The organism is Lysinibacillus pakistanensis, from assembly GCF_030123245.1.
Taxonomy (GTDB): Bacteria; Bacillota; Bacilli; order Bacillales_A; family Planococcaceae; genus Lysinibacillus; species Lysinibacillus pakistanensis.
This window is the reverse complement of sequence record NZ_CP126101.1, coordinates 4,301,006-4,326,030: the sequence shown is the minus strand read 5'-3', so window position 1 is coordinate 4,326,030 and position 25,025 is coordinate 4,301,006. Positions and strand designations below refer to the sequence as shown.

Annotated in this window: 24 protein-coding genes and 1 tRNA gene; 20 read left to right on the top strand and 5 right to left on the bottom strand. The window is 36.8% G+C overall.

Going from position 1 to position 25,025, the window contains the following annotated elements:
• Positions 1 to 116 precede the first annotated feature (116 nt).
• From QNH24_RS21565 to QNH24_RS21545, 5 genes are all read left to right on the top strand, one after another.
• Positions 117 to 584: an NUDIX domain-containing protein gene (locus tag QNH24_RS21565; RefSeq protein ID WP_054770593.1), complete on the top strand. Its 468-nt coding sequence runs from the start codon at positions 117 to 119 to the stop codon at positions 582 to 584.
• 10 nt (positions 585 to 594) lie between these two features.
• Complete coding sequence (gene rapZ, locus QNH24_RS21560; RefSeq protein WP_283869477.1) at positions 595 to 1,488, top strand: RNase adapter RapZ; 894 nt, start codon at positions 595 to 597, stop codon at positions 1,486 to 1,488.
• Between the two features lie 4 nt (positions 1,489 to 1,492).
• Positions 1,493 to 2,488, top strand: coding sequence for a gluconeogenesis factor YvcK family protein (locus QNH24_RS21555; protein WP_283869476.1), 996 nt, complete (start codon positions 1,493 to 1,495; stop codon positions 2,486 to 2,488).
• A 66-nt stretch (positions 2,489 to 2,554) separates the two neighbouring features.
• Positions 2,555 to 3,502 carry a DNA-binding protein WhiA gene (whiA, locus tag QNH24_RS21550; protein WP_283869475.1) on the top strand — a complete coding sequence of 316 codons (948 nt, stop codon included), beginning with the start codon at positions 2,555 to 2,557 and terminating at the stop codon, positions 3,500 to 3,502.
• Positions 3,503 to 3,616: 114 nt separating this feature from the next.
• Complete coding sequence (locus QNH24_RS21545) at positions 3,617 to 3,874, top strand: HPr family phosphocarrier protein (protein WP_283869474.1); 258 nt, start codon at positions 3,617 to 3,619, stop codon at positions 3,872 to 3,874.
• A gap of 184 nt (positions 3,875 to 4,058) precedes the next feature.
• Here the strand turns inward: QNH24_RS21545 and clpP are convergent, their stop codons facing one another.
• The gene (gene clpP, locus QNH24_RS21540; RefSeq protein ID WP_054770443.1) at positions 4,059 to 4,649 is read right to left on the bottom strand and encodes an ATP-dependent Clp endopeptidase proteolytic subunit ClpP; all 591 of its coding nucleotides are present in this window, start codon (positions 4,647 to 4,649) and stop codon (positions 4,059 to 4,061) included.
• 310 nt (positions 4,650 to 4,959) lie between these two features.
• Here clpP and QNH24_RS21535 point away from each other — a divergent pair.
• The 4 genes from QNH24_RS21535 (at position 4,960) to QNH24_RS21520 (ending at position 7,844) form a co-directional block, all read left to right on the top strand.
• A tRNA-Arg gene (locus QNH24_RS21535) sits at positions 4,960 to 5,034 on the top strand.
• A 502-nt stretch (positions 5,035 to 5,536) separates the two neighbouring features.
• Positions 5,537 to 6,334: a basic amino acid ABC transporter substrate-binding protein gene (locus tag QNH24_RS21530; RefSeq protein WP_283869473.1), complete on the top strand. Its 798-nt coding sequence runs from the start codon at positions 5,537 to 5,539 to the stop codon at positions 6,332 to 6,334.
• A gap of 86 nt (positions 6,335 to 6,420) precedes the next feature.
• Positions 6,421 to 7,125: an amino acid ABC transporter permease gene (locus QNH24_RS21525; protein ID WP_283869472.1), complete on the top strand. Its 705-nt coding sequence runs from the start codon at positions 6,421 to 6,423 to the stop codon at positions 7,123 to 7,125.
• Positions 7,122 to 7,844, top strand: a complete 723-nt coding sequence (locus QNH24_RS21520; protein ID WP_283869471.1) for an amino acid ABC transporter ATP-binding protein — start codon at positions 7,122 to 7,124, stop codon at positions 7,842 to 7,844. The genes QNH24_RS21525 and QNH24_RS21520 overlap by 4 nt, the downstream gene beginning before the upstream one ends.
• Before the next feature lie 55 nt (positions 7,845 to 7,899).
• On the opposite strand, the gene QNH24_RS21515 is transcribed toward QNH24_RS21520, so the two are convergent.
• Positions 7,900 to 8,514 carry a spore coat protein gene (locus tag QNH24_RS21515; protein WP_283869470.1) on the bottom strand — a complete coding sequence of 205 codons (615 nt, stop codon included), beginning with the start codon at positions 8,512 to 8,514 and terminating at the stop codon, positions 7,900 to 7,902.
• Positions 8,515 to 8,675: 161 nt separating this feature from the next.
• Here QNH24_RS21515 and QNH24_RS21510 point away from each other — a divergent pair, with 161 nt between their 5' ends.
• Positions 8,676 to 9,257: a LemA family protein gene (locus QNH24_RS21510; protein WP_283869469.1), complete on the top strand. Its 582-nt coding sequence runs from the start codon at positions 8,676 to 8,678 to the stop codon at positions 9,255 to 9,257.
• Positions 9,257 to 10,012 carry a TPM domain-containing protein gene (locus QNH24_RS21505; protein WP_283869468.1) on the top strand — a complete coding sequence of 252 codons (756 nt, stop codon included), beginning with the start codon at positions 9,257 to 9,259 and terminating at the stop codon, positions 10,010 to 10,012. Before QNH24_RS21510 ends, QNH24_RS21505 begins: the two co-directional genes overlap by 1 nt.
• 221 nt (positions 10,013 to 10,233) lie before the next feature.
• Here the strand turns inward: QNH24_RS21505 and QNH24_RS21500 are convergent, their stop codons facing one another.
• Together QNH24_RS21500 and QNH24_RS21495 are read right to left on the bottom strand one after the other, a co-directional pair.
• On the bottom strand, positions 10,234 to 11,562 hold the full coding sequence (locus QNH24_RS21500) for a histidine--tRNA ligase (protein WP_283869467.1): 1,329 nt from the start codon (positions 11,560 to 11,562) through the stop codon (positions 10,234 to 10,236).
• 36 nt (positions 11,563 to 11,598) lie between these two features.
• Positions 11,599 to 12,471: a DMT family transporter gene (locus QNH24_RS21495; protein ID WP_283869466.1), complete on the bottom strand. Its 873-nt coding sequence runs from the start codon at positions 12,469 to 12,471 to the stop codon at positions 11,599 to 11,601.
• 506 nt (positions 12,472 to 12,977) lie between these two features.
• Here QNH24_RS21495 and QNH24_RS21490 point away from each other — a divergent pair.
• Positions 12,978 to 15,254 carry a S9 family peptidase gene (locus QNH24_RS21490; protein ID WP_283869465.1) on the top strand — a complete coding sequence of 759 codons (2,277 nt, stop codon included), beginning with the start codon at positions 12,978 to 12,980 and terminating at the stop codon, positions 15,252 to 15,254.
• 55 nt (positions 15,255 to 15,309) lie between these two features.
• Here the strand turns inward: QNH24_RS21490 and QNH24_RS21485 are convergent, their stop codons facing one another.
• On the bottom strand, positions 15,310 to 16,686 hold the full coding sequence (locus tag QNH24_RS21485) for an aminotransferase-like domain-containing protein (RefSeq protein WP_283869464.1): 1,377 nt from the start codon (positions 16,684 to 16,686) through the stop codon (positions 15,310 to 15,312).
• 161 nt (positions 16,687 to 16,847) lie between these two features.
• Between QNH24_RS21485 and QNH24_RS21480 the strand changes: the two genes are divergently transcribed.
• The 8 genes from QNH24_RS21480 to gpmI all read left to right on the top strand — a co-directional run bounded on the left by QNH24_RS21480 (position 16,848) and on the right by gpmI (position 25,024).
• On the top strand, positions 16,848 to 17,714 hold the full coding sequence (locus tag QNH24_RS21480) for a DMT family transporter (RefSeq protein ID WP_430675547.1): 867 nt from the start codon (positions 16,848 to 16,850) through the stop codon (positions 17,712 to 17,714).
• 56 nt (positions 17,715 to 17,770) lie between these two features.
• The gene (locus QNH24_RS21475) at positions 17,771 to 18,007 is read left to right on the top strand and encodes a glutaredoxin family protein (RefSeq protein WP_283869462.1); all 237 of its coding nucleotides are present in this window, start codon (positions 17,771 to 17,773) and stop codon (positions 18,005 to 18,007) included.
• Between the two features lie 373 nt (positions 18,008 to 18,380).
• On the top strand, positions 18,381 to 18,503 hold the full coding sequence (locus QNH24_RS21470; RefSeq protein WP_283869461.1) for a hypothetical protein: 123 nt from the start codon (positions 18,381 to 18,383) through the stop codon (positions 18,501 to 18,503).
• 211 nt (positions 18,504 to 18,714) lie between these two features.
• Positions 18,715 to 19,746 carry a sugar-binding transcriptional regulator gene (locus tag QNH24_RS21465; RefSeq protein WP_283869460.1) on the top strand — a complete coding sequence of 344 codons (1,032 nt, stop codon included), beginning with the start codon at positions 18,715 to 18,717 and terminating at the stop codon, positions 19,744 to 19,746.
• Between the two features lie 113 nt (positions 19,747 to 19,859).
• Positions 19,860 to 20,876 (top strand): type I glyceraldehyde-3-phosphate dehydrogenase, encoded by a 1,017-nt coding sequence (gene gap, locus QNH24_RS21460; RefSeq protein WP_283869459.1) that lies wholly within the window; start codon positions 19,860 to 19,862, stop codon positions 20,874 to 20,876.
• A gap of 649 nt (positions 20,877 to 21,525) precedes the next feature.
• Positions 21,526 to 22,710 (top strand): phosphoglycerate kinase, encoded by a 1,185-nt coding sequence (locus QNH24_RS21455; protein WP_283869458.1) that lies wholly within the window; start codon positions 21,526 to 21,528, stop codon positions 22,708 to 22,710.
• Between the two features lie 18 nt (positions 22,711 to 22,728).
• Positions 22,729 to 23,490: a triose-phosphate isomerase gene (gene tpiA, locus QNH24_RS21450; protein WP_283869457.1), complete on the top strand. Its 762-nt coding sequence runs from the start codon at positions 22,729 to 22,731 to the stop codon at positions 23,488 to 23,490.
• On the top strand, positions 23,483 to 25,024 hold the full coding sequence (gene gpmI / locus QNH24_RS21445; protein ID WP_283869456.1) for a 2,3-bisphosphoglycerate-independent phosphoglycerate mutase: 1,542 nt from the start codon (positions 23,483 to 23,485) through the stop codon (positions 25,022 to 25,024). Before tpiA ends, gpmI begins: the two co-directional genes overlap by 8 nt.
• Position 25,025 lies beyond the last annotated feature (1 nt).

Sequence of the window (25,025 nt, the reverse complement as noted above, 5' to 3'; positions counted from 1 at the left end):
TGCTAGGAATACGATTAAAGTGAAAATTGCCAGGCACAAAGTTCTGAATGGAGGACAAATATTGTTGGGTCTTGCTATAATGAAGGATAGAATGCAAAGTGATTAGAGGTGTGCCTATGCAAAGAATTGCAAATTTAATTGCCGTTAAAGACGGTCAAGTATTATTACTTCAAAAGCCTAGACGTGGCTGGTACGTAGCTCCAGGTGGAAAAATGGAGTGCGGCGAATCCATCTATGAGGCTGCTGTACGCGAGTTTCAGGAGGAAACAAATGTCACACCATTAAATGCGCATTTAAAGGGTGTTTATACAATGGTTATTAAAGAAAATAATGCAGTCGTTGATGAATGGATGCTTTATACGTTTGTTGCCAAGGATATAGAAGGTATACCTTTTGATGAAACGAGAGAAGGCAAGCTTGCATGGCACCCAGTAGAGGATTTAAACCATTTGCCAATGGCTGAAGGTGATCGGACAAATTTACAATTTGCTATCTCACAAGCAGGCATTCAGTATGGAACATTTGAATATACGACTGACTTTGAATTATTGCATGAAAAAATACAAATATCAAAAGAACAATAAAAGGAGCTGCATGACAGTGGTGGTTGAAGGCCAACAAAGAACACATGAATTGGTTATTATTACAGGAATGTCTGGAGCTGGAAAAACAGTAGCTATTCAAAGCTTTGAGGATTTAGGGTATTACTGTATTGATAATTTACCACCGGCGTTACTTACAACTTTTTTAACCCTCCTTAGGGATTCGGGAAAAAATACTACACGTATTGCAGCTGTCATGGATATGCGTGGCGGTGACTTTTTTGATTCTCTTATTGGTGCTCTTGACCATATACTAAAAGAAGGGAATATTGTTGCACGCATATTGTTCTTGGATGCAGATGATGCAACATTAGTTAGACGCTATAAAGAGACAAGACGTTCGCACCCATTAGCTGTCAATGGCTTACCATTAGATGGTATTCAACAAGAGCGTATTTTGCTCTCTGAAGTGAAAGGGCGGGCTAATTTTGTCTATAATACGTCTACTATGAAGCCTAAGGAACTACGTGAAAAAATCGCCAAGGAGTTTGCGAGTGATTCAGATCATGTTTTTTCGGTTAATATTATGTCCTTTGGATTTAAACATGGTATGCCGATAGATGCAGATTTAGTGTTTGACGTGCGTTTTTTAAAAAATCCCTATTATGTTGAAGAGCTGCGTCCTAAGACGGGATTACAGACGGAGGTATCCTCTTATGTTTTAGCGCTTGAGGATACACAAACGCTTATTCAAAAACTGAAGGATTTATTTGAATTTATGATACCTCTATATAGACAAGAAGGAAAATCACAGCTTGTTATTGCCTTTGGTTGTACGGGTGGACAGCATCGCTCGGTAACATTAGCAGAGTATTTTGGGGCATATCTAAGTGGAAAAGAGAATACGGTTATAACGCATCGTGACATCAATCGAAGAAAGGATTGAGTGAATGGGGAAAAGGCATACTAAGCTAGTTGTTATAGGTGGTGGTACAGGGCTTTCTACATTACTAAGGGGGCTGAAGCATCATCCATTTGATATTACTGCTATTGTAACAGTAGCGGATGATGGTGGTTCTTCAGGGCGCTTACGGGATGATTATGATATACCACCACCCGGCGATGTCCGAAATGTTATTGCTGCATTATCGGATGTTGAGCCACTTGTAGAGCAAATGTTTCAATATCGCTTTTCAGCATCACAAGATTTACGAGGGCATTCATTAGGCAATTTAATGCTCACTGCTTTAACAGAGATTACTGGTGATTTTAACCATGCCATTAGTGAAATGGGAAAAGTGTTAAAGGTCCACGGTCGTGTACTACCAGCTGCCAATAAAAAAATTAATTTACATGCAGAGCTTGAGGACGGTTCTACAATCGAAGGTGAATCTAAAATTCCAACGGCTACAAAACGCATTAGTCGTGTTTTTTTAGTGCCTGAAAATGTGAAACCGTTACCAGAGGCAATACGAGCAATTCATCGTGCGGATTATATTTTAATTGGTCCTGGTAGCTTATATACAAGTATTATACCTAACCTGCTTGTCAAAGAAATTGGTGAAGCTGTTGTAAGAGCTAAAGGAAGAAAAATTTATGTTTGTAATTTAATGACTCAAAAGGGTGAAACCATTTCCTATACAGCAGGAGATCATGTAAAAGCAATTTACGAGCATGTTGGCGCTTCCTTTATCGATTCTATTTTAGTAAATGAAGAGAAATTACCACATCCTGTACAGGAGCTTTATAAGGAAGAATGTGCGGAACCTGTAACATTTGATGTGGCAAAGCTTGAAAGTATGGGATTAGAGGTTATTAAGCGAGATATTGCTACAATTCGATCAGATGGGACGGTTCGTCATAATGCGACAAACGTTGCTAAATGGCTTGTAGAATACGCAAATATTTATAAACAAAAAGTAAACAATCCAAAAATACAAACATAAAGCGCTGATTGTATATGATAAGATGAGCATATACATAGAACTGAAGTTGAAAGGGGGGCACGTGATATGTCTTTTGCTTCTGAAACAAAAAAAGAATTAACGCAAATAGAAGCGGACAATCATTGTATGAAAGCAGAAGTATCTGCCCTAATTCGTATGAATGGTTCATTATCCTTTGCGAATAAACAGTTAAGCTTAGACGTACAAACTGAAAACGCTGCAATTGCAAGAAGACTCTATACGATTATGAAGAAGTTGTATCCATATAACGTAGAGTTACTTGTTCGAAAGAAAATGCGTTTGAAAAAAAATAACGTATATATTTGCCGTGTAAGAGATGGTGCGCGTGAGCTACTAATTGATTTAGAAATCATCTCAGACGACTTTCAATTCAATCATACGATTTCTCCAAAGCTTATTAAAAAGAGTGGTCAAAAAAGAGCATATTTACGAGGTGCATTTTTAGCAGGTGGCTCTGTTAATAATCCAGAAACGTCAGCCTACCATTTAGAAATTTATTCGTTATATAAAGAGCATGGCGAGGCTTTAATGGATGTTATGAATGAATTTGATCTAAATGCTAAAACAATAGAACGGAAAAAGGGCTTTGTGACCTATTTAAAAGAGGCAGAAAAGATTTCTGATTTTCTTAATATTGTAGGAGCACATCAGGCAATGATGAAATTTGAGGATGTCCGTATATTGCGAGATATGCGGAATAGCGTTAACCGTATTGTCAATTGTGAGACAGCAAACTTAAATAAAACAATAGGTGCTGCATTGCGTCAGGTTGAAAATATTCGATTTATTGAAAATTCCATTGGCCTAGATCAATTACCTGAAAAGCTTCGAGAAATTGCACGTTTACGAGTAGAATATCAAGATGTCACCCTTAAAGAACTGGGTGAAATGGTATCAAGCGGAACGGTTAGTAAATCAGGTGTCAATCATCGTTTACGGAAAATCGATGAAATAGCGGATGCATTAAGACGTGGAGAAAAGATAGGTGGTTAAGTTTTCATACTTTTCAGGTATGAATGTGATGCGTAAACACATATTGTTCTTTTGCTAGTAAGTAAGGTAAGATAAAACTAATAAGATGAACGGTAGTAAAGGGGAGTTTTGAAAATGACCGAGAGAAGAGTCCAAGTCAAATTAAAATTAGGACTACAGGCTAGACAAGCAGCATTATTTGTTCAAGAAGCAAATCGCTTTAGTGCAGATATCTTTCTTGAGAAGGATGAGAAAAAAGTTAATGCTAAATCCATTATGGGTGTAATGAGCTTAGCTATTGCCAAAGGAACAGAAGTAGTTTTAAGCAGCGAAGGCAACGATGCTGAGCAAGCGGTTACAGCATTGGCAGAGTTAATTGAAAAAGAAGATTAAATATGAAGACTGTCCAATAATTGGGCAGTTTTTTTATGCTCTATTTAACGAAAGTGGTGGATAGCGGAGCTAATGTGACGGATAGCAATGTCAAAGTGACGGATGAAAATGACAAAATGACGGATAGAACGTTTAAAATAAAAGAAAGACATCTCAGAACTAAATCTGAGATGTCTGTACTTTGTTATTTACGGTCGCTACGGTCCATAATATGGTCGATTAAGCCATATTCTTTTGCACGTTCAGCTGTCATGAAGTTATCACGATCTGTATCTCTTGAAATGACTTCAAGCGGTTGCCCAGTGCGTTCTGATAAGATACCATTTAATTTTTCACGTAGGAATAAAATACGTTTAGCTGCGATTTCAATCTCAGTTGCTTGACCTTGTGCGCCACCTAATGGTTGGTGAATCATTACTTCTGCATTTGGTAAAGCGAATCGTTTACCAGGCTCACCTGCCGCAAGTAGGAATGCTCCCATAGATGCAGCCATACCAATACAGATTGTTTGCACTTGTGGTTTAATAATTTGCATTGTATCATAGATGGCCATACCAGCAGTGATCGATCCACCCGGTGAGTTAATATAAAGTGAGATATCTTTATCTGGATCTTCAGCTTGTAGGAATAGAAGCTGAGCTACGATTGAGTTAGCCACGTTGTCATCAATCGCACTTCCTAAAAGGATGATGCGGTCTTTTAGTAGTCGTGAATAGATGTCATATGCACGTTCACCACGACTTGTTTGTTCAATAACTGTAGGAATTAAATTCATGTTAAATCCTCCTTAATAAAACTAAATTCGAATACTCTTGCTGAAAACTTCCGTTGTATTTCAGCTGTATCCCTATCATACACATTATAGTCAGGGAAGGTCAAATATTAACCCTGCTAAAGTGAAATAAAAAAAATAAATTGTTTTTTGCATTCTATAGTTGAATTGTTGGCAATACGTTTGTATAATAGTTAAGGTCATAGATTAAAGTACGGTACACTATTTTGCGGGTATGCTTCAAAAAATGAGGATTATCTACATCATGCTTTTCATAAAGCCTAGAGTGAGTACTTTTTTTTTGTGTTTAATTGCCCTCGTGGTGTAATGGATAACACGTAAGATTCCGGTTCTTGCACTGGGGGTTCGATTCCCTCCGAGGGCGCCATTTTACTGATTATTTGATAAACTTTTATAGCTCGATTCTCCTAATAAGTAGTTTAGCAGCCTGCTTAGTGGAGAAAGAAGGGAAAATTGTGGAAATACTGCCCTAATTGGCATTATTCCCGTATTTGTTCCATTCAAACCTTCAAAAAAGCAACAACTCCAAATTATTTTTTAGTGGACATACTGTACGTGAGGACTAGCCATCTAGTCGAAAAAAAGAATCCTATCTGAGGGGATTCTTTTTTTTTGCCTAAAACTATCTAATTTTGGCATGATTAGTTGATGTATAAATATTCATTTTTAATGCTATTTTTAATTATTCATACCGTTTTTTGCTAAAAATACACATGGAAATAAATTTTTATGAAAAAATAATTACTTTTATACGAAAAGTTATTGTCTATTAGCAATAATGTTACTATAATTGACCTAATAGTCTAACATTTCCGAATTGTGAAAAATGAAGTCATATTTCGGAAAAACTTATTTTAGGGGGAAATGCTATGAAAAAAAGAGTATCTATGTTACTTATGCTCGTGGCAGCACTAATGCTAGCTCTAGCAGGATGTGGCGCGAAGGAAGATAAATCATCAGGCAGTGCACCGGCAGAGGATGGTGGAAGCGGTAAAAAAGTTTATAAGGTAGGTACAGAGGCTACTTTCGCTCCGTTTGAATCGATTGACGATAAAGGGAATATAGTAGGGATTGATGTTGATATTTTGCAGGCTATTGCAGATGAAATGAACTTTGAGGTAGAATGGCAAAATATTGGCTGGGAGCCTGTATTCCAAACAATTAAAAATGGTGAAACAGATATTGGGGCATCTGGAATTACTATAACAGAAGAACGTAAACAATCGTTCGATTTTACTGAGCCATACTATGAATCTCAATTATTAATCGTTGTAAAAGAGGATTCAAAGATTAAATCATTAGCAGAGCTCAAAGATAAAAAAGTTTCAGTTCAAATTAATGCGACTGGTCATTTAGCAGCGAAAAAGCTTCAGGGTGATGCAAGTACAAACATTATGGCATTTGAAAATCAACCCGTTGCTATCCAAGAAATGCTAAATGGCAATGTAGATGCTGCGATTGGTGATAATGCAGTAGTTTACGAGTATATCAAAGCACACCCAGATCAAAAACTAAAAGTAATAGAAGATGATGCATTTGATAAAGAATATTATGGCTTCATGGTTCAAAAAGGAAATAAAGAGCTCTTAAACCTATTAAATGAAGGTCTACAAAAGATTAAAGATAACGGTAAATTAAAAGAGATTACTGGCTCAGACTTTAAGTAAGAAAAGAATGAATGGTGCCCCTAGCATAGCCTTATGCTAGCGGCTTCATATTTTTCGTAACTTTTTAGGGGAAATGGGGTTTTCGGATGGACATCTTTGACTTACGCTGGGACATAGTCTGGAACTACCGAGATATGTTTATACGTGGTATTGGCGTAACACTAATTTTGACACTCAGTGGTTATTTTGGTGGTATTTTTTTAGGATTATTTTTAGGGCTCGGAAAATTATCAACAAAAAAATGGATTTATTGGCCATGTAAGCTTTATGTTGATTTATTCCGTGGAACACCAATGCTAGTGCAAATTTTATTAATTCATTTAGCCGTAATACCTACGATTTTTGGACACTCTTTAGGCTACATGGTGTCAGGGATCACGGCACTTATATTAAACTGTGCGGCCTACAATGCAGAAATCTTCCGTGCCGGCATTCAAAGTATTGCGAAAGGCCAAATGGAGGCAGCACGATCACTTGGCTTAACACATAACCAAGCGATGAGAAAAGTCATTTTACCGCAGGCATTTAGACGAATGATTCCACCGTTAGGGAATGAATTTATTGCGCTATTAAAGGATTCCTCTCTTGTAACCGTTATTGCAGCTCCAGATATATTATATGCAAGTAAAGTAGTAGCAGGAGCTAGCTTCCGATTTTGGGAGCCGTACATTGTTGCAGCATTATTATATTTAGTTTTAACGTATGGTGTAACAAAAATTGTGGCATTTATCGAGAAGCGATTCAGTAATAGCTATGTCCCTCGTAAGGCAGAAGGGCGGGAAGCGCGATGATTAAAATTCAGAACTTACACAAATATTTTGGCAAGTTAGAAGTATTAAAAGGTATTGATTATGAAATACAAGAAAAACAGGTAGTTTGTGTAATAGGACCATCTGGCTCAGGAAAAAGTACCTTTTTACGCTGCATTAATATGCTCGAAGAAGTGACAGATGGTGCCATTTATATTGAAAATGTGAAGATTAATGATCCTAAAACAAATATAAATGCAATACGTGCAGAAGTGGGCATGGTGTTTCAACAATTCAATTTATTCCCGCATATGACGGTTATTGATAATGTGACAATGGCTCCAATGCAAATTCGTAAGATGAGTCGTGCCGATGCAGAAGCATTAGGACATGAGCTTCTTAAGAAGGTTGGTTTAGATAGTAAGGCATATAACTACCCTGAACAGCTTTCAGGTGGTCAGCAGCAACGGGTAGCTATTGCTCGCGCTTTAGCAATGAAACCAAAAGCCATTCTTTTTGATGAACCGACGTCTGCACTTGATCCAGAAATGGTAAAAGAGGTGTTAGATGTAATGAAGAATCTAGCAGCTGAAGGAATGACAATGATTGTCGTTACACATGAAATGGGCTTTGCACGTGAGGTAGGCGATCGTGTGGTCTTTATGGATGGTGGCTATATTGTAGAAGAAGGAGCTCCTGCGGAAATTTTCGGAAATCCTCAAAATGAACGAACAAAAGCATTTTTAGGAAAAGTTTTATAACCACAAAGCAAAGCAGTCTCAGGTGATTTAGATCACATGTGAGACTGCTTTTTTGTTAATGAAGCGGATTTGTAGTTGTACCGAATGAATCGAGTATTGTACGCATATCCTGCTGAGAATATTGAGGTACTTGGTAGTAGCCATGTTTATTTTGGTAAATAGATAATTCGTATGCCATTTCAATACAGTTGGGAATACTATCTGCAACAACACGGCGAACAACAGGGTTTGTAGTCTCAGTCGCAGCAGCTGTCATACATTTGGCTGTACCTTTTTGAGCACCTAATAAGAAGCCTGAAATTGTTTCATCATTCATTTCATTTGCATTTTGCATTGGTTTTTTAGGTTGCCCAGGATTTAATCCATAAGTAAAGTTATTGCCTGTCTCCATTTGGTAACGTCCAGTTGGAACAGATGGATCATGTCCAGTTTTAAATGATTCCACAATAGTGTTATACATCCCTAAAGTAAAGTTATATTGGCGATCCAAAATACTAAGTAACTCAGGGTCCTTAACATGTGGACGTAGAATAATGGATTGATTCATACCAGCAATGATTTCGCCAAGTGTTTCATGCATGTCCATAACTTCATGTCCACCATGATTTAGGCTTTGTTGTTGGTTGAATGATGGTTGGTTAGCTGATTCATTGTGAAATGATTGTGACAAAAAAAACGCCTCCTAAATGTTATTTTGTTGCAGTATTTAGTATGTCTAATTAGATATATTTCATACGCTATAACTCCATTTGCATATATGTAGAATAGAGATGTTTTTTTGCAGCACATTAGAGGTAAGGAAAAGTAAGTGTGTAAAGGAGGGAATACCATTTGAAAAAAGTTCTTGGACCTATTGGGATTATCATTATTATTTTAGTTCTATTAGCTTTACTATTTATCCCTAAATACAACAGCCTTGTTACAGCGGAAGAGAGTGTGGATTCAAAATGGGCCCAGGTTGAAAATCAGCTTCAGCGTCGCTATGATTTAATTCCAAACTTAGTGGAATCAGTAAAAGGGTACGCTAAACATGAGCAGGATATTATTGCTAGTATTTCGGAGGCACGCTCACAAATGGGGAATGCACGTAGTCCAGAGGAACAGGCGGTTGCGAATGATGCACTGAATGGCGCACTTAGTCGATTGCTTGTTGTGGTAGAAAATTATCCAAACTTAAAGGCAGACGCTAATTTTCGACAATTAATGGATGAATTAGCTGGAACAGAAAACCGGCTAGCAGTCGCTCGTGAAGACTACAATAATGAAGTACAAACTTTTAATAAAAATGTAAAACGTTTCCCAGGAAATTTAATTGCAGGAATGTTTGGGTTTGAGCAGAAGGAATATTTTAAAGCTACAGCAGGTTCTGAAAAGGCACCATCTATTGATTTTAGTAATTCAGGTAAGCAATAATGAAACGTTTTATTGTGCAATTTGCAATTGTTTGTTTCTCATTTCTTGTATTGATTAGAATGGCAGATGCAGCAATGCCAACCCCCATGAAAAATACGTATATTCACGATTTTGCTAATGTATTATCCACTTCAGTAAAAGAGGAGCTTAATCATTATTCAGAGCAGCTAGACAAAGGGACAGGTGCCGAAATAATGGTTGTCACTGTGGAATCCATTCATGGACAGGACCCAAAAATGTATGCGACTAAAATGATTCGTTCATGGGGAATTGGTAATGCACAAAAAAATAACGGTGTATTATTATTAGCAACATTTGGTCAGGGTGAAGGCAATAATGATGTCGTAATTGCCGTTGGTCAGGGACTTGAAGGAGCATTGCCAGATGGTAAGCTTGGACGGATATTAGATACAGCGTTTTATCCTAATGCGAGTGCTGGTAATATTGATCAAGCCTTTAAAGCAACATATGCTGAAGTATTTCAAATTGTTGCAGAGGAATACAATTGGGAGGGGGAGACTCCTACAAATTCAGCTGAGGAGGAAGAGATGCCAACATGGATGATTATTGTCCTTGTTGTCATTGTACTTGTTTTTTACTCCATTATTTCAAATGGTGGTGGAAGAGGACCTCGCTCAGGTGGCAGAGGAGGCTATCCAGGAGGCTTCGGCGGTGGCTTTGGCAGCCGAGGCTCAGGTGGAGGCGGCTTTGGAGGTGGTTCATCTGCTGGAGGCGGAGCAAGTCGTAAATTCTAACTGTCTACTTTGTAACATTAAAAATAAGCAATTGTACATTACTACCCCCGATTATAATGGTGCACATATAATAGAAATGTACATTACTAAATTAAATTTTTAGTAATGTACATTTTTATTTTGGAGAAAATTCAAATTATTTGACGCAAAATTTTTAAAGCAATACTCATATATAAATCCTTTGATAGTCAAGCATCTCCATTAAGAAAGGTAGAGAATCATTATATAAAATCTAAACTATTTAAAATATCTGTTACTTCCAACTTAAATGTCTCATTCTCTATAACAGAGTGAATGAATGGACGGTCCCCAATAAGCTCTATAATAATTTGATGCTTATTTTCCTGAGCAAAATGGATTATATCTTCAAATTGAGTGTGGTTATAATAAATGTCAACATCATAGTATTTTCTTAATTCACGAGCGATATGAAAAATCTTAGGATGGAACTCCTCGTTGGTATCAGCTAATAATATTTTATGAGGCAGTAATATATTTTTGTCAATATAATCTAGGCTTTTCAATACTGATAATAATCTTTCTAAACCAAAGGCTAAGCCAACTCCTGGTTCATTTAAATTGCCAACAGCAGAAACTAAATTATTGTATCGCCCACCACCTAAAATTGCTCCGATTTCAGAGTCAATAGCCAAACCCTCTAATATATAGCCTGTATAATAATCTGCTCCCCTTGCTAATGTTAAATCAATTTTGATGTTTGATTGAACATTTTTTGGTAAATAAGAGAGGATAAATTTCAAATCGGCTGTGGCCTTCGTAGAAGAGAGACAGTAATTAAAGAACTTTTCAATTTGACTTATTTGATTTTGTAAATCCTCATATTGAGCTAAAAGGTTAGAAAAACACTCAATTTCAATTAGTATTTGATTAGCAATATTCAGTGGAATTTTATTTTCGATTAGTTTATTTTTTATACCTTGTAATCCGTCTTTTGAAATTTTATCTGCATAATCTAAGGCTCTTTGTAATCCAAGGTGTTCTTCTTTGGTATTCAAACCAACTTTAAGAGCTAAGGCTTGAATAAGTAGTCTATGATTTATTTTCAAAACAAAGTTTTTTATTCCTAACTTATTAATCAATTCATGGGCCATTATTGTAATATCGATTTCAGCTAATAAACTGTCTGAGCCAATAATATCAGCGTCGCATTGTGTAAATTCTCTAAAATGACTTTTTCCAGGCTGATCATCTCTAAAAGATGGACCAATTTGATATCTTTTATAAGGTCTCGGTATATTTGGATACATACTTACTACTCTGGCCAGCGGTACAGTTAGATCATAGCGAGGAATAAGAAATTTTTCATTTTTATCTTTTATATGAAAAAATAACTTTTCTCCTTCCCCGTGATGTCCGTTAAATGTTTCTAAGTATTCTAAAATAGGTGTTTTATGTGGATTGAAACCATAGTTTTCATAAACGCCTTTAATTATATTGATGATGTGTTCTCGATATCTCATGTCAATTCCTAATACATCTTCGGTTCCCTCAGGAATTGATAGAGTTTTTTCGTTTAGGTTAGAAATCATCTTTGAATCTTCCTTTCGATGAGTATTTGAATCATATTAATTTTTATTTTGAAAATAAATCAAGAAAGTTAAGCCTATTAAGATGAAAATACCTCCCAATAGTTGAAGTGGTTCCATTACTTCCTGCAAAAACAGTAAGCCAAAGATAGAGGTGAATATGGGCTCTACCATACTTATCATCGAAACATTTGTTGAAGTAAGAATCTGTAGTGATTTAAATAAAGTTATTTCACCTACAATCGTTGAGATAACAACAATGCCGAATATATATATCCATGCATTTGAATCAAAATTCAAATGTAACTCACTGCTTATTAGTCCTATGAAAATTACACCCAATGCAGCAAATGAGGTAACATAAGTACTTGTTACAACGGGGGAATTATTGTCGGTGACTTTTTTTCCAAGAATCATATATAGTGCATATACAATAGCTGCTAATATCGCTAACAATACGCCTTTCATATTTATACCTTGAAAAGAAACGCCTAATAAAAAAATCATACTAATAAAGGTGAAAAATAAAGCTATGATTGATTTTACCTTTAGCTTTTCTTTGTAGATTAAAAAGGAAAAGATTGAAACAAATATAGGAAATGAAAATAATAATAAAACTGCCATAGCAGATGATAGATATTTTAATGATTCAAAATGTAGGACAGATAACAGTGTAAATAAAACACCACCCAATAGAAAAAATAACTTTAAATCTATTTTACTAATTTTAAAAGGTATTTTTTTCCATAAAAGAAACAAAAAAAAGAGTAAAGAACTTATTGAAAATCTTAAAACCAGTAATGTATAAACAGAAATCCCATAGCTATAAGCTTTTATAGCGAAAATGGGCATAATACCAAAACAAATAGCTGAAATTATTGCATAAATAGTACCTTTTTTTAAATCTCTCACACTAACCTTCCTTCACAAATTTAAAAAAATAATAGAATTGTATCTAAAAATATAAGTTGCTACAGCAATTGACGTTCGCTCGAGTTAATTTAATCCTATCATTACAAATAATTACATTTCAATAGTGATCTTTGACATTTTTGTGTCCTTAAACCATTTTTAACCAATTGGAGAGAGTTTTTCGAAGTTTATCAATGATGTGTAACCAGTTGCATGGACACTGTGCGAGTAATAATAGCCCCAGCTTTCTGTTGGTCGAGCTGCTCGCTCAATAAAATCTAACAATTAAATATCCTAAATTTTATTTTATTCATAAATAAAAGCTGAACTAAATTGTGTGGATTAGTTCAGATCAAAAATCCCATGTATTATGGCTCAATTTTTTTATTGGTTTAAAAGGTAATTATATTTAATTATTATCATTTATTGACAAAAGCGCTAAAGTTGTTATAATTTTAATATATCGACAAACGATATAACGCACAATGATATAAGGAGGAATCATTTTGAAAAAACGATTTTTATCGGCATCATTAGCGGTCATTTTAACGACTTCTGCTGTTTATCCAGTCACAATGCAAGAGGTACGAGCTGCCAATGAAACTAGTCAACAAGTAGTAGCCCAAGAGGAAAGTGTCACAGCACAGGAATTTCTTAATTTAGCTGTAACAGCTTTAACCTTCCAGCATGGATCAGAATCTATGCGTCAGCAAATCACTGCAACGTGGGTAAAAGGTGAGGAATTAAAGGATTTAACCCTTGCTATTAAACGTGATGAAGCAGCACGTATTTTAGTAAGAGCTTTAAATAAAGAGGAAAAAGAATCAACGCTTGATGAGTACAAAGAAAAAGCAGCTAAGCTTGGATTATTTACTGGGCTTTTAATTGGTGATAATACGCTTTCTAAGCAAGATGCAGTCAAAATGTTAAATAATGCTAAACAAGTGAAAAACGGTACTAATAATGAGGGCGTAAAGGAAATTTCTGTAGAAGACTTCATGAAAAGCCCAGGAAACTTTGGCTATCAGCTTTCGCCAGATGGTAATTATATAACGTTCTCATCAGCATGGGAAAACCGTTCTAATGTTTTTGTGAAAAAAATGGGTGATGATAGTGAGCCTGTCCGTGTATCAAATTCAAAGGATCGAGATATAGCTGGTTCCTTCTGGAAGGATGATACATTACTATATGTTAAGGATAAAGGTGGAGATGAGAATTTCCATATTTACTCTACAACATTTAACGGGACAGAGGAAAAGGATTTAACGCCGTATCCAAATGTGACAGTAGGTTTATTGAGTAGTTTGCAGGGTGTAAAAGATGAGATTCTGATTATGATGAACAAAGAAGATGCGACAGTGTTCGATGTGTACAAGCTTAATGTGAAGACTGGTGAAACAACACATGTTGCTAAAAACCCTGGTAATATCTCGAACTGGTTAGCAGACCGTAATGGAGAAGTGCGTGTTGCGGTTGCATCAGATGGGGTAGTTGGAACTGTTCTTTATCGTGACTCCGAAAAAGATGAATTCAAGCCATTTATTGAATTAGCAGCAGGGGATGAAGTTACACCACTTGCATTCTCCAAGGACAATAAACATATTTACGCAACCTCTAATAAAGGAAGAGACAAAGTAGAAGTTGTTAAATATGATTTAGAAGGCAAAGAAGAAGTCGTTATGTCTAATAAAGATGTAGACGTTACAGGTGTACTATATAGTGCTGAGCAGGATAAACTATTATATGGTGCGTATATAACAGATAAACCACATTACCAATTCTTTGATGAGAACTTTGAAAAGCTATTCCGTAAAATACAAGATAAATTAGGTGTTCATGAAAGTGAATTAGGTATTAACGATTACAATAAGGAAATGACTAAGTTTATTGTTAGCGTTTCTAGTGATACGGTTTACGGAAAATATTATTACTATGATTCTTTAACAGATAAATTGACAGAATTGGCTACATTAAGCCCTTGGTTAAAATCTGAGGAACTATCTGAAATGCATCCAATTTCCTATAAGAGTAGAGATGGCTTAACAATTAATGGCTATCTAACATTGCCAAAAAACAAAGAAGCTAAAAATCTACCACTTATCGTGAATCCACATGGTGGTCCATGGGCACGTGATATGTGGGGCTTCAATCCAGAGGTCCAGCTATTAGCGAACCGCGGTTATGCAGTCTTACAGGTTAATTTCCGTTCTTCTACTGGTTACGGTAAGGAATTCCTGCAGGCTGGTAATAAACAGTGGGGTCTAAAAATTCAAGATGATATTACAGATGGCGTACAATGGGCAATTGGCCAAGGTATTGCGGACCCTAAACGAATTGGTATTTACGGGGCATCATTTGGCGGTTATGCTACTTTAGCTGGTATTACGTTTACACCAGATTTATATGCAGCAGCAGTTGACTATGTAGGTGTTTCGAATATCTTTACGTTATTAAATACAATTCCTCCATATTGGGAAACAATGCGTGAAATGTTCTATGAGCGAGTAGGGCATCCAGAGAAAGATAAAGAGCTATTAACAGCTGCTTCTCCAGTGTTCCATGCGGATAAAATTAAAACACCATTATTCGTGGCTCAAGGTGCAAATGATCCACGTGTAAACAAAGCTGAATCCGATCAAATTGTAGAAGCATTACGTGCTAGAGGCGTTGACGTGGAGTACATGCTGAAAGAGAATGAAGGCCATGGCTTCCAAAATGAAGAAAATAAAATTGAATTCTATAATGCGATGTTAAAATTCTTAGATAGTCATCTAAAAAAATAATAGAAAAAAAGACTGTGCACCGAGCTGCGCAGTCTTTTTATGTGAGAAGCATAGTTTATAGGAGCTGAATTTTATATTGGGACGTAGCAGATCTCTTGCTGTTAATCAACGTGATACAATGAGCCAGCTTTTCTACACCAGTATGAATTTGGTTGTCTTCTACCTGGGAAATGCTTAGGCGAATTAGGTTCTCCTTTTTATATTCTGGCAGAAACATTCTAGAGGCATCATCAACAAAAATATGTTGTTCCTTTAACAATTGAACAATTTGCTTTGCTGCAACATGTTCTGGTAAGTAGATGGTAAGGTAAAATCCGGATGCTGGCTTTGTGTAAAGCGTGTTATTGGGTAGAAATAATTCACAAGCCTCCTGTAGATGCTTCATCTTTCCAAAATAAAGCTCCTTTATTTTTTTTATATGGCTTTGAAACATGCCATTTTTTAAATAAATCTCTAATGCACCCTGCGAAAGCACGGAACTATTAAAATCAGCAGTAAACTTATAGCGTGAAAAATGGCTGCTCATTTTTTGGGGAAGAACGATGGTAGCAATCCTTAAACCAGGTAGAAAAATCTTAGAAAAACTTTTTATATAAATGACTCTTCCAGAAGGGTTGTATGAAAATAATGGATCAGATTTAGTGTTTGGATCAAGCTCCCCTAAAAAATCATCCTCAACGATATACACATCGTACTTTTCAGCCAATTCAACAATTCTCTTTTTCTCTTTATTTGTGTAGCTATGACCAAGCGGGTTTTGAAACCTTGGTACAATATAGAAAAACTTTATATCATTATTCCGAAAAATATACTCTAGACGATCAAAATCTATACCATCCATAGATAAATCAATTCCAAAGGTAGTTTTCGAATGTAAATTAGCTGATTCGATAAAGCCAAAATAAGTAGGCTGTTCAATTAAGATATTTTTTTTGCCATTTGGAAATGGCATGGATACTAATAAATTTAATGCTTGCTGTGAGCCGGAGACAATAAATAATCTTTCTGGTTCGGTGAAAACCTGTAAGCTTTGTAAATATTTCACCAATTGTATGCGCAAAGAGTAGAAGCCTTGTTGATCGGAATAAGTAAATAATTCTTCCTTATATGTATCAATTGCTTGATTGATACAGTGCTGAAAATCAATGTATGGCATGATGTTTTTATCAGGACCAGCAGATAAAAAATCGATGGTCGTCCTTCTAGAATCAAGGTGCTGAAATTCATTGACAACATAATAGCCACTTTTGGGAATAGAAAATATTAAATGTTCCTTTTCTAATTCATCGTATGCTTTAATAACAGTGTTTTTACTGCAGGAAAATTTCTCAGACAATTGTCGGACTGAGGGAAGCTTACTCCCTGCCAGCAGATCACCATTCGCAAGCTGATTTTTAATGTCTTTAACTATTCCATCATATTTTGTATCCATAAAAATCCTCTCCTTATTCTGTACCAGGACAGATGCTAGAAAACTCTATTTCTTTTAACGATGGGTTCTCTTATTATGTATTATACCAGTACAGATGAGACAGTTTTGTACTTAACAATAAGGGGAGCTGATTGATTGTGCAAGAAAGTAGAAAAGAAAAAATGGGGATATTATTAGGTTTATTGGGTGTTATTTGTTTTAGTTTAACCTTACCTGCAACTAGTGTAGCTGTTGAATATTTTGGTACTACATTCGTTGGTTTAGGAAGAGCAGTAATTGCTTCAATTTTAGTTGCTATTATCTTGATTGGAAGAAAAGAAAAATTACCTAGTGCTCGTCAGTTTAAAAGCTTAGTAATTGTCTCTTTAGGTGCCGTGTTAGGATTTCCCCTCCTAACTTCTTGGGCAATGACTAGTTTGCCAGTATCTCATGGAGCGGTAGAGCTAGCTCTGTTACCTTTAGCTACAGCAGGCTTTGCAATGATGAGAGCGGGGGAAATGCCGTCACTTAAATTTTGGCTATCTAGTATTGCAGGTGCTCTAGCCGTAATTATTTATGCTATTTATCTTGGACTGGGTCAGCTACATATTGCAGATTTCGCATTATTGGCTGCTGTCGTAATACTAGGGCTCAGCTATGCGGAGGGAGGATTGCTTGCACAGGAAATAGGTAGCTGGCAAGTAATTGCGTGGGCCATTATTATTGCAGTGCCTGTTCTGGTTATTCCAGTATCTCTAAACGTTTCAGGGGAGATGTTACATGCACCTCTAAAAGCTTGGATTAGTTTTTTATATTTAGCGATTGTAAGTCAATTTCTAGCCTATGTAGCATGGTATGGCGGTATGGCGATGGGCGGTATCTCTAGGGTTAGCCAAATACAATACTTACAGCCATTTTTAATGATTATTTTTGCGGCTTTATTTCTTCATGAATCGATTTCAGTATTTACAATTGTCATAGCAATTGCTGTTGTGTTGTCAGTGATGATTGGCAAAAACGCTTCAATAGCTAAAAAAGCTTCTATATAAGAAAAAAACGATAGAAGCTTTTTTTATGGCATAATAGCCTGAGGAGGTGCTGTAAAGTGAATGTGAAATTTTTTACTCGTGCTAATTGTGGGCTATGCGTGGAAGGTTTGCATACATTAAAACTTGTACAAGAGGACTTAGGTTTTCATGTCGATATCATTGACATTGAAGAAAATGAGGCAGTGCATGAAAAATATATGCTAATGATTCCAGTAGTAGAAAAGGATGGGCAAGTCATACAATATGGTAATTTAGATTACGCAACATTGATGGAGCATTTATCTTACGAATAGAATAAACAAATGAGTAGCAAATTGCACGTTTTTTTTAAAGCAAACCCTTTATTTAAATTTCGCATTTCTCCTGCTAGATAAAATAGTAGCAAAGAAAAAGCGGAATTTTTTTAGTTTATTAGGTAGAATAAAAGAACAATCTCAATGTTGTAGCTTGTTTTGATCGTTAACAATCTCACAATTCACAAATTGTTCAATGAAAGCGTTTTGAATTTGAACAGTTTGTGAAGACCTTCACATTGCGCTTTCTTTTTAAATAAATCCGAGTAGAATAAGAGTCAAGAAAGAAATTGTTATAAAACAGTTTGAAAAAGTATCACGATTTCTAGTGGTTGTTATATTACAAAAGATAAATTCGAAGGGAGATTTTACAATGTGGGTTATCACAGTATTTGAGAAAAAAGACGTTCGTATTTTTGAGTATGCAAATAAAATTGAAGCAAAAAAAGCTTTAGAAGGATTTAAGAAAAACGCCATTTTATCTTTTACAAAATAAGACGACTGAGGTCTCATAACTATTACTAAAAGTTATGAGGCCTTTCTTTATTTATAATTGGAAACAAACCAATATTAATTTTTTTCCAATTACCACAACATACACTTGCTCTTTAATTCAAAGCATATTATAATAAAACCATAAGTGGGACATAAAATTATATAGTGGGACAAAAAAAGACCCACTACTATTGAAAAGGGAGTAGATAAATATGTTATCTGTACCTGAGGCACAGCAAAGGCTACTTCCAGAAATGTATCCGCTTCTTCAAACAAGATACCGTATTTTGCAGACAATCCAGCTAATGCAGCCTATTGGGCGTCGAACACTTGCAGAATCACTAAAAATGACTGAACGTGAAATACGAAAAGAAACAGATATTTTACGTGAGCAAGGGTTATTAGATTCTCAAAAGTCGGGTATGGTATGTACAGATGACGGTGAAGTAGTAATAGAAAAATTAAGAACGCTCGTCTATGAATGGTCGGGACTTACCCAGTTAGCAAAATTACTGGAAAAGCATTTTGGTTTACAGCATGTAATTGTTGTACCAGGTGATTATAATGAGGACGATACGGTACTTACCTTACTTGGTAAGGAGGCAGCGCAAGTATTTATGTCTTCCAGTTTCAATGGGCAGGTCGTGGCTGTTACGGGTGGCAAATCTGTTGCGTCACTGACACCATTTCTACATCCTGCACATGCACAAAACATTACATTTGTAGCTGCACGTGGTGGAATTGGACATGAAATGCAAATGCAAGCGAATACACTCGTTGCAACATTTGCCATGCAGATGGATGCCCAATATCGCACCTTGTTTTTACCTGAGCATTTAAGCGAGCAGGCATATCAAGCTATGCTCACAGAGCCAATGGTAACGGAAATGATGAATTATTATGAGCGTGCAGATTGTGTTATCCATGGGATAGGCTCTGCGGAGGAAATGGCTTTAAGGCGGAACTCATCACCTGAGGATTTACGAATTCTTGAAGAAAAGGGCGCTGTGAGTGAAGCATTTGGCTATTATTTTAATGCTGCAGGTGAGATAGTTCATCGAATACGTACAATCGGTATTCAGCTAGAGCAAGTTCAAGAGAGTAAGCAAGTAATTGCAGTTGCTGCAGGTAAACAAAAAGTGAAGGCAATGCTATCGTATTTTAAGGTTGCGCCAAAGCAAACCATATTTATTACTGATGAGGCGGCAGCAAAAGCAATCGCTGAGGGTTTACCTTCCTTATAGAATAGTTTTAGTTTTGAAAAAGTACTCTATTTCAGTGAGTGGTCAACACTTTCTGGTTGAGAATAAAGCCATTTTGGCAAAATAATATTTAAACATTATTGGAGGAATTGACAATGGCATTAAAATTAGCGATTAATGGATTTGGGCGTATTGGACGTTTAGTATTTCGTGAAGCAATGGAGCACGATGAATTTGAAGTAGTTGCAGTAAATGATTTAACAGATGCTGGTCAGCTTGCACATTTATTAAAATATGATTCAGTACACGGTATCTACGATGCTGAGGTTTATGCAGAAGGCGATTCTTTCGTAGTGAACGGAAAAAATGTGAAAGTTTATGCTGAAAAAGATCCTACTCAATTACCATGGGGTGAGCTTGGTGTAGATGTTGTGCTTGAATGTACAGGTAAATTCCGCTCTATGGAAGAAGTAAGTAAGCATATTGAAGCAGGTGCTAAAAAAGCGATCCTTTCAGCACCAGCAAAGGGTGCAATGCCTACATTTGTCATGGGTGTCAACCATGAGGATTACAATCCTGAAACAGACGATGTTATTTCAAATGCTTCTTGTACAACGAATTGTTTAGCACCTGTAGCGAAAATATTGGATGAAAAATTCGGTATTGTCCGCGGTATGATGACAACAATTCACTCTTATACGAACGACCAACGAATTCTTGACTTCCCTCACTCTGACCCACGTCGTGCACGTGCAGGTGCTGTGTCAATGATTCCAACAACAACAGGGGCAGCTGTAGCAGTTTCTAAAGTTTTACCTCAATTAAAAGGTAAATTAGATGGCTTCTCTATGCGTGTACCAACACCAAACGTTTCTTGTGTTGATTTAGTAGTAGAACTAAAAGCGGATGTAACGAAAGAATCCATTAATGCGGCACTAAAAGAAGCCTCAGAAAACGAACTTAAAGGTATTTTAGGATACAATGAACTACCTTTAGTTTCTATTGACTACAATGGCAATCATAATTCTTCGACAGTGGATGGTCTTTCTACGATGGTGTTAGAAAATAGTATGGTGAAGGTTTTAGCATGGTATGATAACGAAATTGGCTATTCAACTCGTTTAATGGACTTAGCTCTATATATTGCAGAAAAAGGATTCAATCATAAATAAGCGTCATATTTCAAAAATAAAAGTAAAAAGTGTGACATAATACCGCTTTTTAGGCATAAAAAGTATAGCCTTTATAATATCTAAAAGATATAATATACAAGGGTAAAGAGAGTAAGGGATGTTTACCCCTTACTCTTTTTTATCTTGATTCAGCAAGCATACTAAACACCTGCTAAATCAAGATCATGCTCCGGGCTGATATCGGGGATTTGGATTGAGCTTTTCGAGCGAGCTGCAAAAAAGCCAGAACCAATTGTGATGGCGTCATTGATACAGGAATATAGCGTTGAATGAAAATAGGTGTAAAGTTTAACAAAGGGTCTTTCAAACAAATATATACAATCGCAAGACATAGAACGTGACTTTTGTTACTATAAAAGCAAGTAAAAGGGTACTTTATCAAAAGCTGGTTCCTTTAGTGAATTCTTAGGGATACGCTATTTTTATCTTGATTTAGCAGACATAAAACGCCGCTAAACAAGATAAGCCCCCAGACCGATGTCAGGGTTTTGAAGAGTAAGCTCTAAAAAATCCGGATACAATTCCGCTGGGACATAATTGATTGAATAGAGTGATTGTGAAGAATTGAGGAGCCAAGATGGGTGATCCAGGGAATTCGCAAATTAAAAACTTTGAAGGGGGTTTCTTCATGTTAAATAAGAAGACGATGAAAGATATTGAGGTAAAAGGGCAGCGCGTATTTGTACGTGTCGATTTTAATGTACCGATGGCAGATGGTGTGATTACGGATGATACACGTATTCGTGCAGCAATCCCTACAATTGAATATTTAGTGGAGCAAGGAGCTAAAGTAATTTTAGCCTCTCACTTGGGACGACCAAAGGGTGAAGTAAAAGAAGAGATGCGTCTAACGGCTGTAGGAGTTCGATTAGCTGAATTAATCGGCAAACCTGTTACTAAATTGGATGAGTCAATTGGTAAAGAGGTAGAGAAGGCTGTTACAGACATGCAAGATGGTGACATTCTTTTACTAGAGAATGTACGTTTCCACGCTGGTGAAGAGAAAAACGACCCAGCACTAGCAGAAGCATTTTCAAAATTAGCAGATGTCTATGTTAATGATGCGTTTGGTGCTGCTCACCGTGCACACGCGTCAACAGAAGGTATTGCAAAGCATGTTCCAGCTGTTTCTGGTTTCCTTATGCAAAAGGAACTTGATGTATTAGGCAAAGCATTATCTAACCCTGAGCGTCCATTTACGGCCATTATCGGTGGTGCTAAAGTGAAGGATAAGATCGGTGTTATTGAAAGCCTACTAGAAAAGGTAGATCATTTAATTATCGGTGGTGGTTTATCATTTACATTTATTAAAGCACAGGGGTACGATATCGGTAAATCTTTATTGGAAGAGGACAAAATTGAGCTAGCCAAATCTTTTATTGACAAGGCTAAGGCAAAAGGCGTGCAATTACATATGCCAATTGATGCAGTTGTTGCAAATGAATTTTCAAAAGATGCAGAAACGAAAATTGTAGATGTAGACGCGATTCCAGCAGATTGGATGGGCTTAGATATTGGTCCAAAAACAGCGGCAAATTATGCAGAGGTCATTCAGAATTCTAAATTAATTATTTGGAATGGTCCTATGGGCGTTTTTGAAATGGATAAGTTTGCAAATGGCACTAAAACTGTAGCTGAGGCAATGGCCAATACAGCAGGTTATACAGTAATTGGTGGAGGCGATTCTGCAGCAGCTGTTGAAAAATTTGATGTAGCAGATAAGATGGATCACATATCTACAGGTGGCGGTGCTTCTTTAGAATTAATGGAAGGTAAAGAGCTTCCTGGCATTGTGGCATTAAACGATAAATAAACTATTGGAGGCAAAATGATGCGTAAACCAATTATTGCAGGTAACTGGAAAATGTATAAAACATTTGAGGAGGCCATCGAGTTTGTCGATACGATTCAGGACAAACTTCCTTCAAATGACAAAGTAGATGCTGTTGTTTGCGCACCAGCACTTTATTTACCTACACTTGTGCAGGTTGCTAGTGAATCGGAGTTAGCGATTGGTGCACAAACAATGCATTATGAAAATGAAGGTGCATTTACAGGGGAAATCAGCCCGAATCAGCTTGCAAGTGTACAAGTGGATTATGTCATTTTAGGGCACTCAGAACGTCGTGAGTACTACAATGAAACAGATGAAGCCATTAATAAAAAGGTAGCAGCAGCATTAGCACATAACATCGTACCAATTATTTGCTGTGGTGAAACGCTCACAGAACGTGAAGCAGGAACGACTGAGCAAAAGGTAGCTAGTCAAATTAAAGCGGCACTTGCTGGGTTTGAAGCGCAACAGGTGGAGCATATGGTCATTGCCTATGAGCCAATTTGGGCAATTGGTACAGGTAAAACAGCAACGGCCGAAGATGCAAACCAAGTATGTGAAGCTATTCGTGGGGTTGTGGAAGATTTGTATAATGCTGAAACAGCGGCCGCTGTACGTATTCAGTATGGTGGCAGTGTGAAGCCTGAAAATATCGCAGAATTATTATCAAAAGAGCATATTGATGGTGCCTTAGTTGGTGGTGCTAGCTTACAACCAGAATCATATTTAACATTATTGGAGGCGGCGGCAAATGCCTAAAAAGCCAGTAGCATTAATTATTTTAGATGGCTTCGCATTTCGAGATGAAACATACGGGAATGCTGTAGCACAAGCAAATAAGCCTAATTTTGATCGTTATTGGAACCAGTATCCCCATGCTACATTAACGGCAGCAGGTGAAGCAGTAGGGTTACCAGAAGGTCAAATGGGCAATTCTGAAGTTGGACACTTGAACATCGGTGCTGGACGTATTGTTTACCAAAGCTTAACACGTTTAAATAAATCGATTCGTGAAGGTGACTTCTTTACAAATCCTGCATTTTTAGAGGCAGTGGCACATGTAAAGGCTCATCAGTCGAAGCTGCATGTTATGGGCCTACTTTCGGATGGGGGCGTTCATAGTCATTATGAGCATATGTTTGCCCTATTAAAGCTTGCTAAGCAGCAGGGTCTAGAAGATGTTTTTGTACATGGCTTCTTAGATGGGCGAGATGTTGGACCAACAACAGCATTAGATTATATTGAAGAAACTAAAAGACAGATGGATGAAATTGGTATAGGTAAATTCGCCTCTATTCATGGACGCTACTATGCAATGGACCGTGATAAACGATGGGATCGGGTAGCTCTAACCTATAATGTGCTTGTTGATGGCGTTGGTCAAACAGCAGAAAGTGCAACAAGTGGTGTAGCAGCATCCTATGAGCGTGAGGTAACAGATGAATTTGTGATTCCATTTAGTATCCAAGAGCATGGAGAGCCAGTGGCAACAATTAATGATAATGACGCAGTAATTTTCTTTAATTTCCGCCCTGACCGTGCCATTCAATTGTCAAAAGTATTTACAAATAATCAATTTGATGGCTTTGTTTTATCAGCTAGGCATCCGAAAAATTTAAAATTTGTCTCCTTCACACACTATAGTGATGAAGTTCATGCACAGGTGGCCTATGAAAATGACAACCTGAAAAATACGATAGGTGAAGTGTTAGCCACAAATGGTAAAGCACAGCTACGTATTGCAGAGACAGAAAAATATCCGCATGTGACCTTCTTTATGAGTGGTGGACGTGAGGATAATTTTGAAGGGGAAGAGCGAATTTTAATTGCATCTCCAAAGGTTGCGACCTACGACTTAAAACCTGAAATGTCTGCCTATGAGGTGACAGAAGCCTTACTTGCAGAAATAGCTGCTGAAAAATTTGATGGAATCATCCTTAATTTTGCTAATCCAGATATGGTGGGGCATAGTGGAATGCTAGAGCCAACGATTAAGGCGATAGAAGCAGTAGATGAATGTTTAGGGAAAGTAGTGGATGCACTGCTTGCAAAAGGCGGTGCAGCTATTATTACAGCTGACCATGGTAATTCTGATGAAGTGCTGACTTTAGCAGGGGAGCCAATGACAGCTCATACAACAAATCCTGTTCCAGTAATTGTGACAAAACCAAATGTTGTTTTACGAAATGGTGGTATTTTAGCCGATTTGGCGCCAACCATGTTAGAATTATTACAGGTGTCACAACCTACTGAAATGACAGGTCAATCATTAATTGAAAAAGAGGAGAATTAAT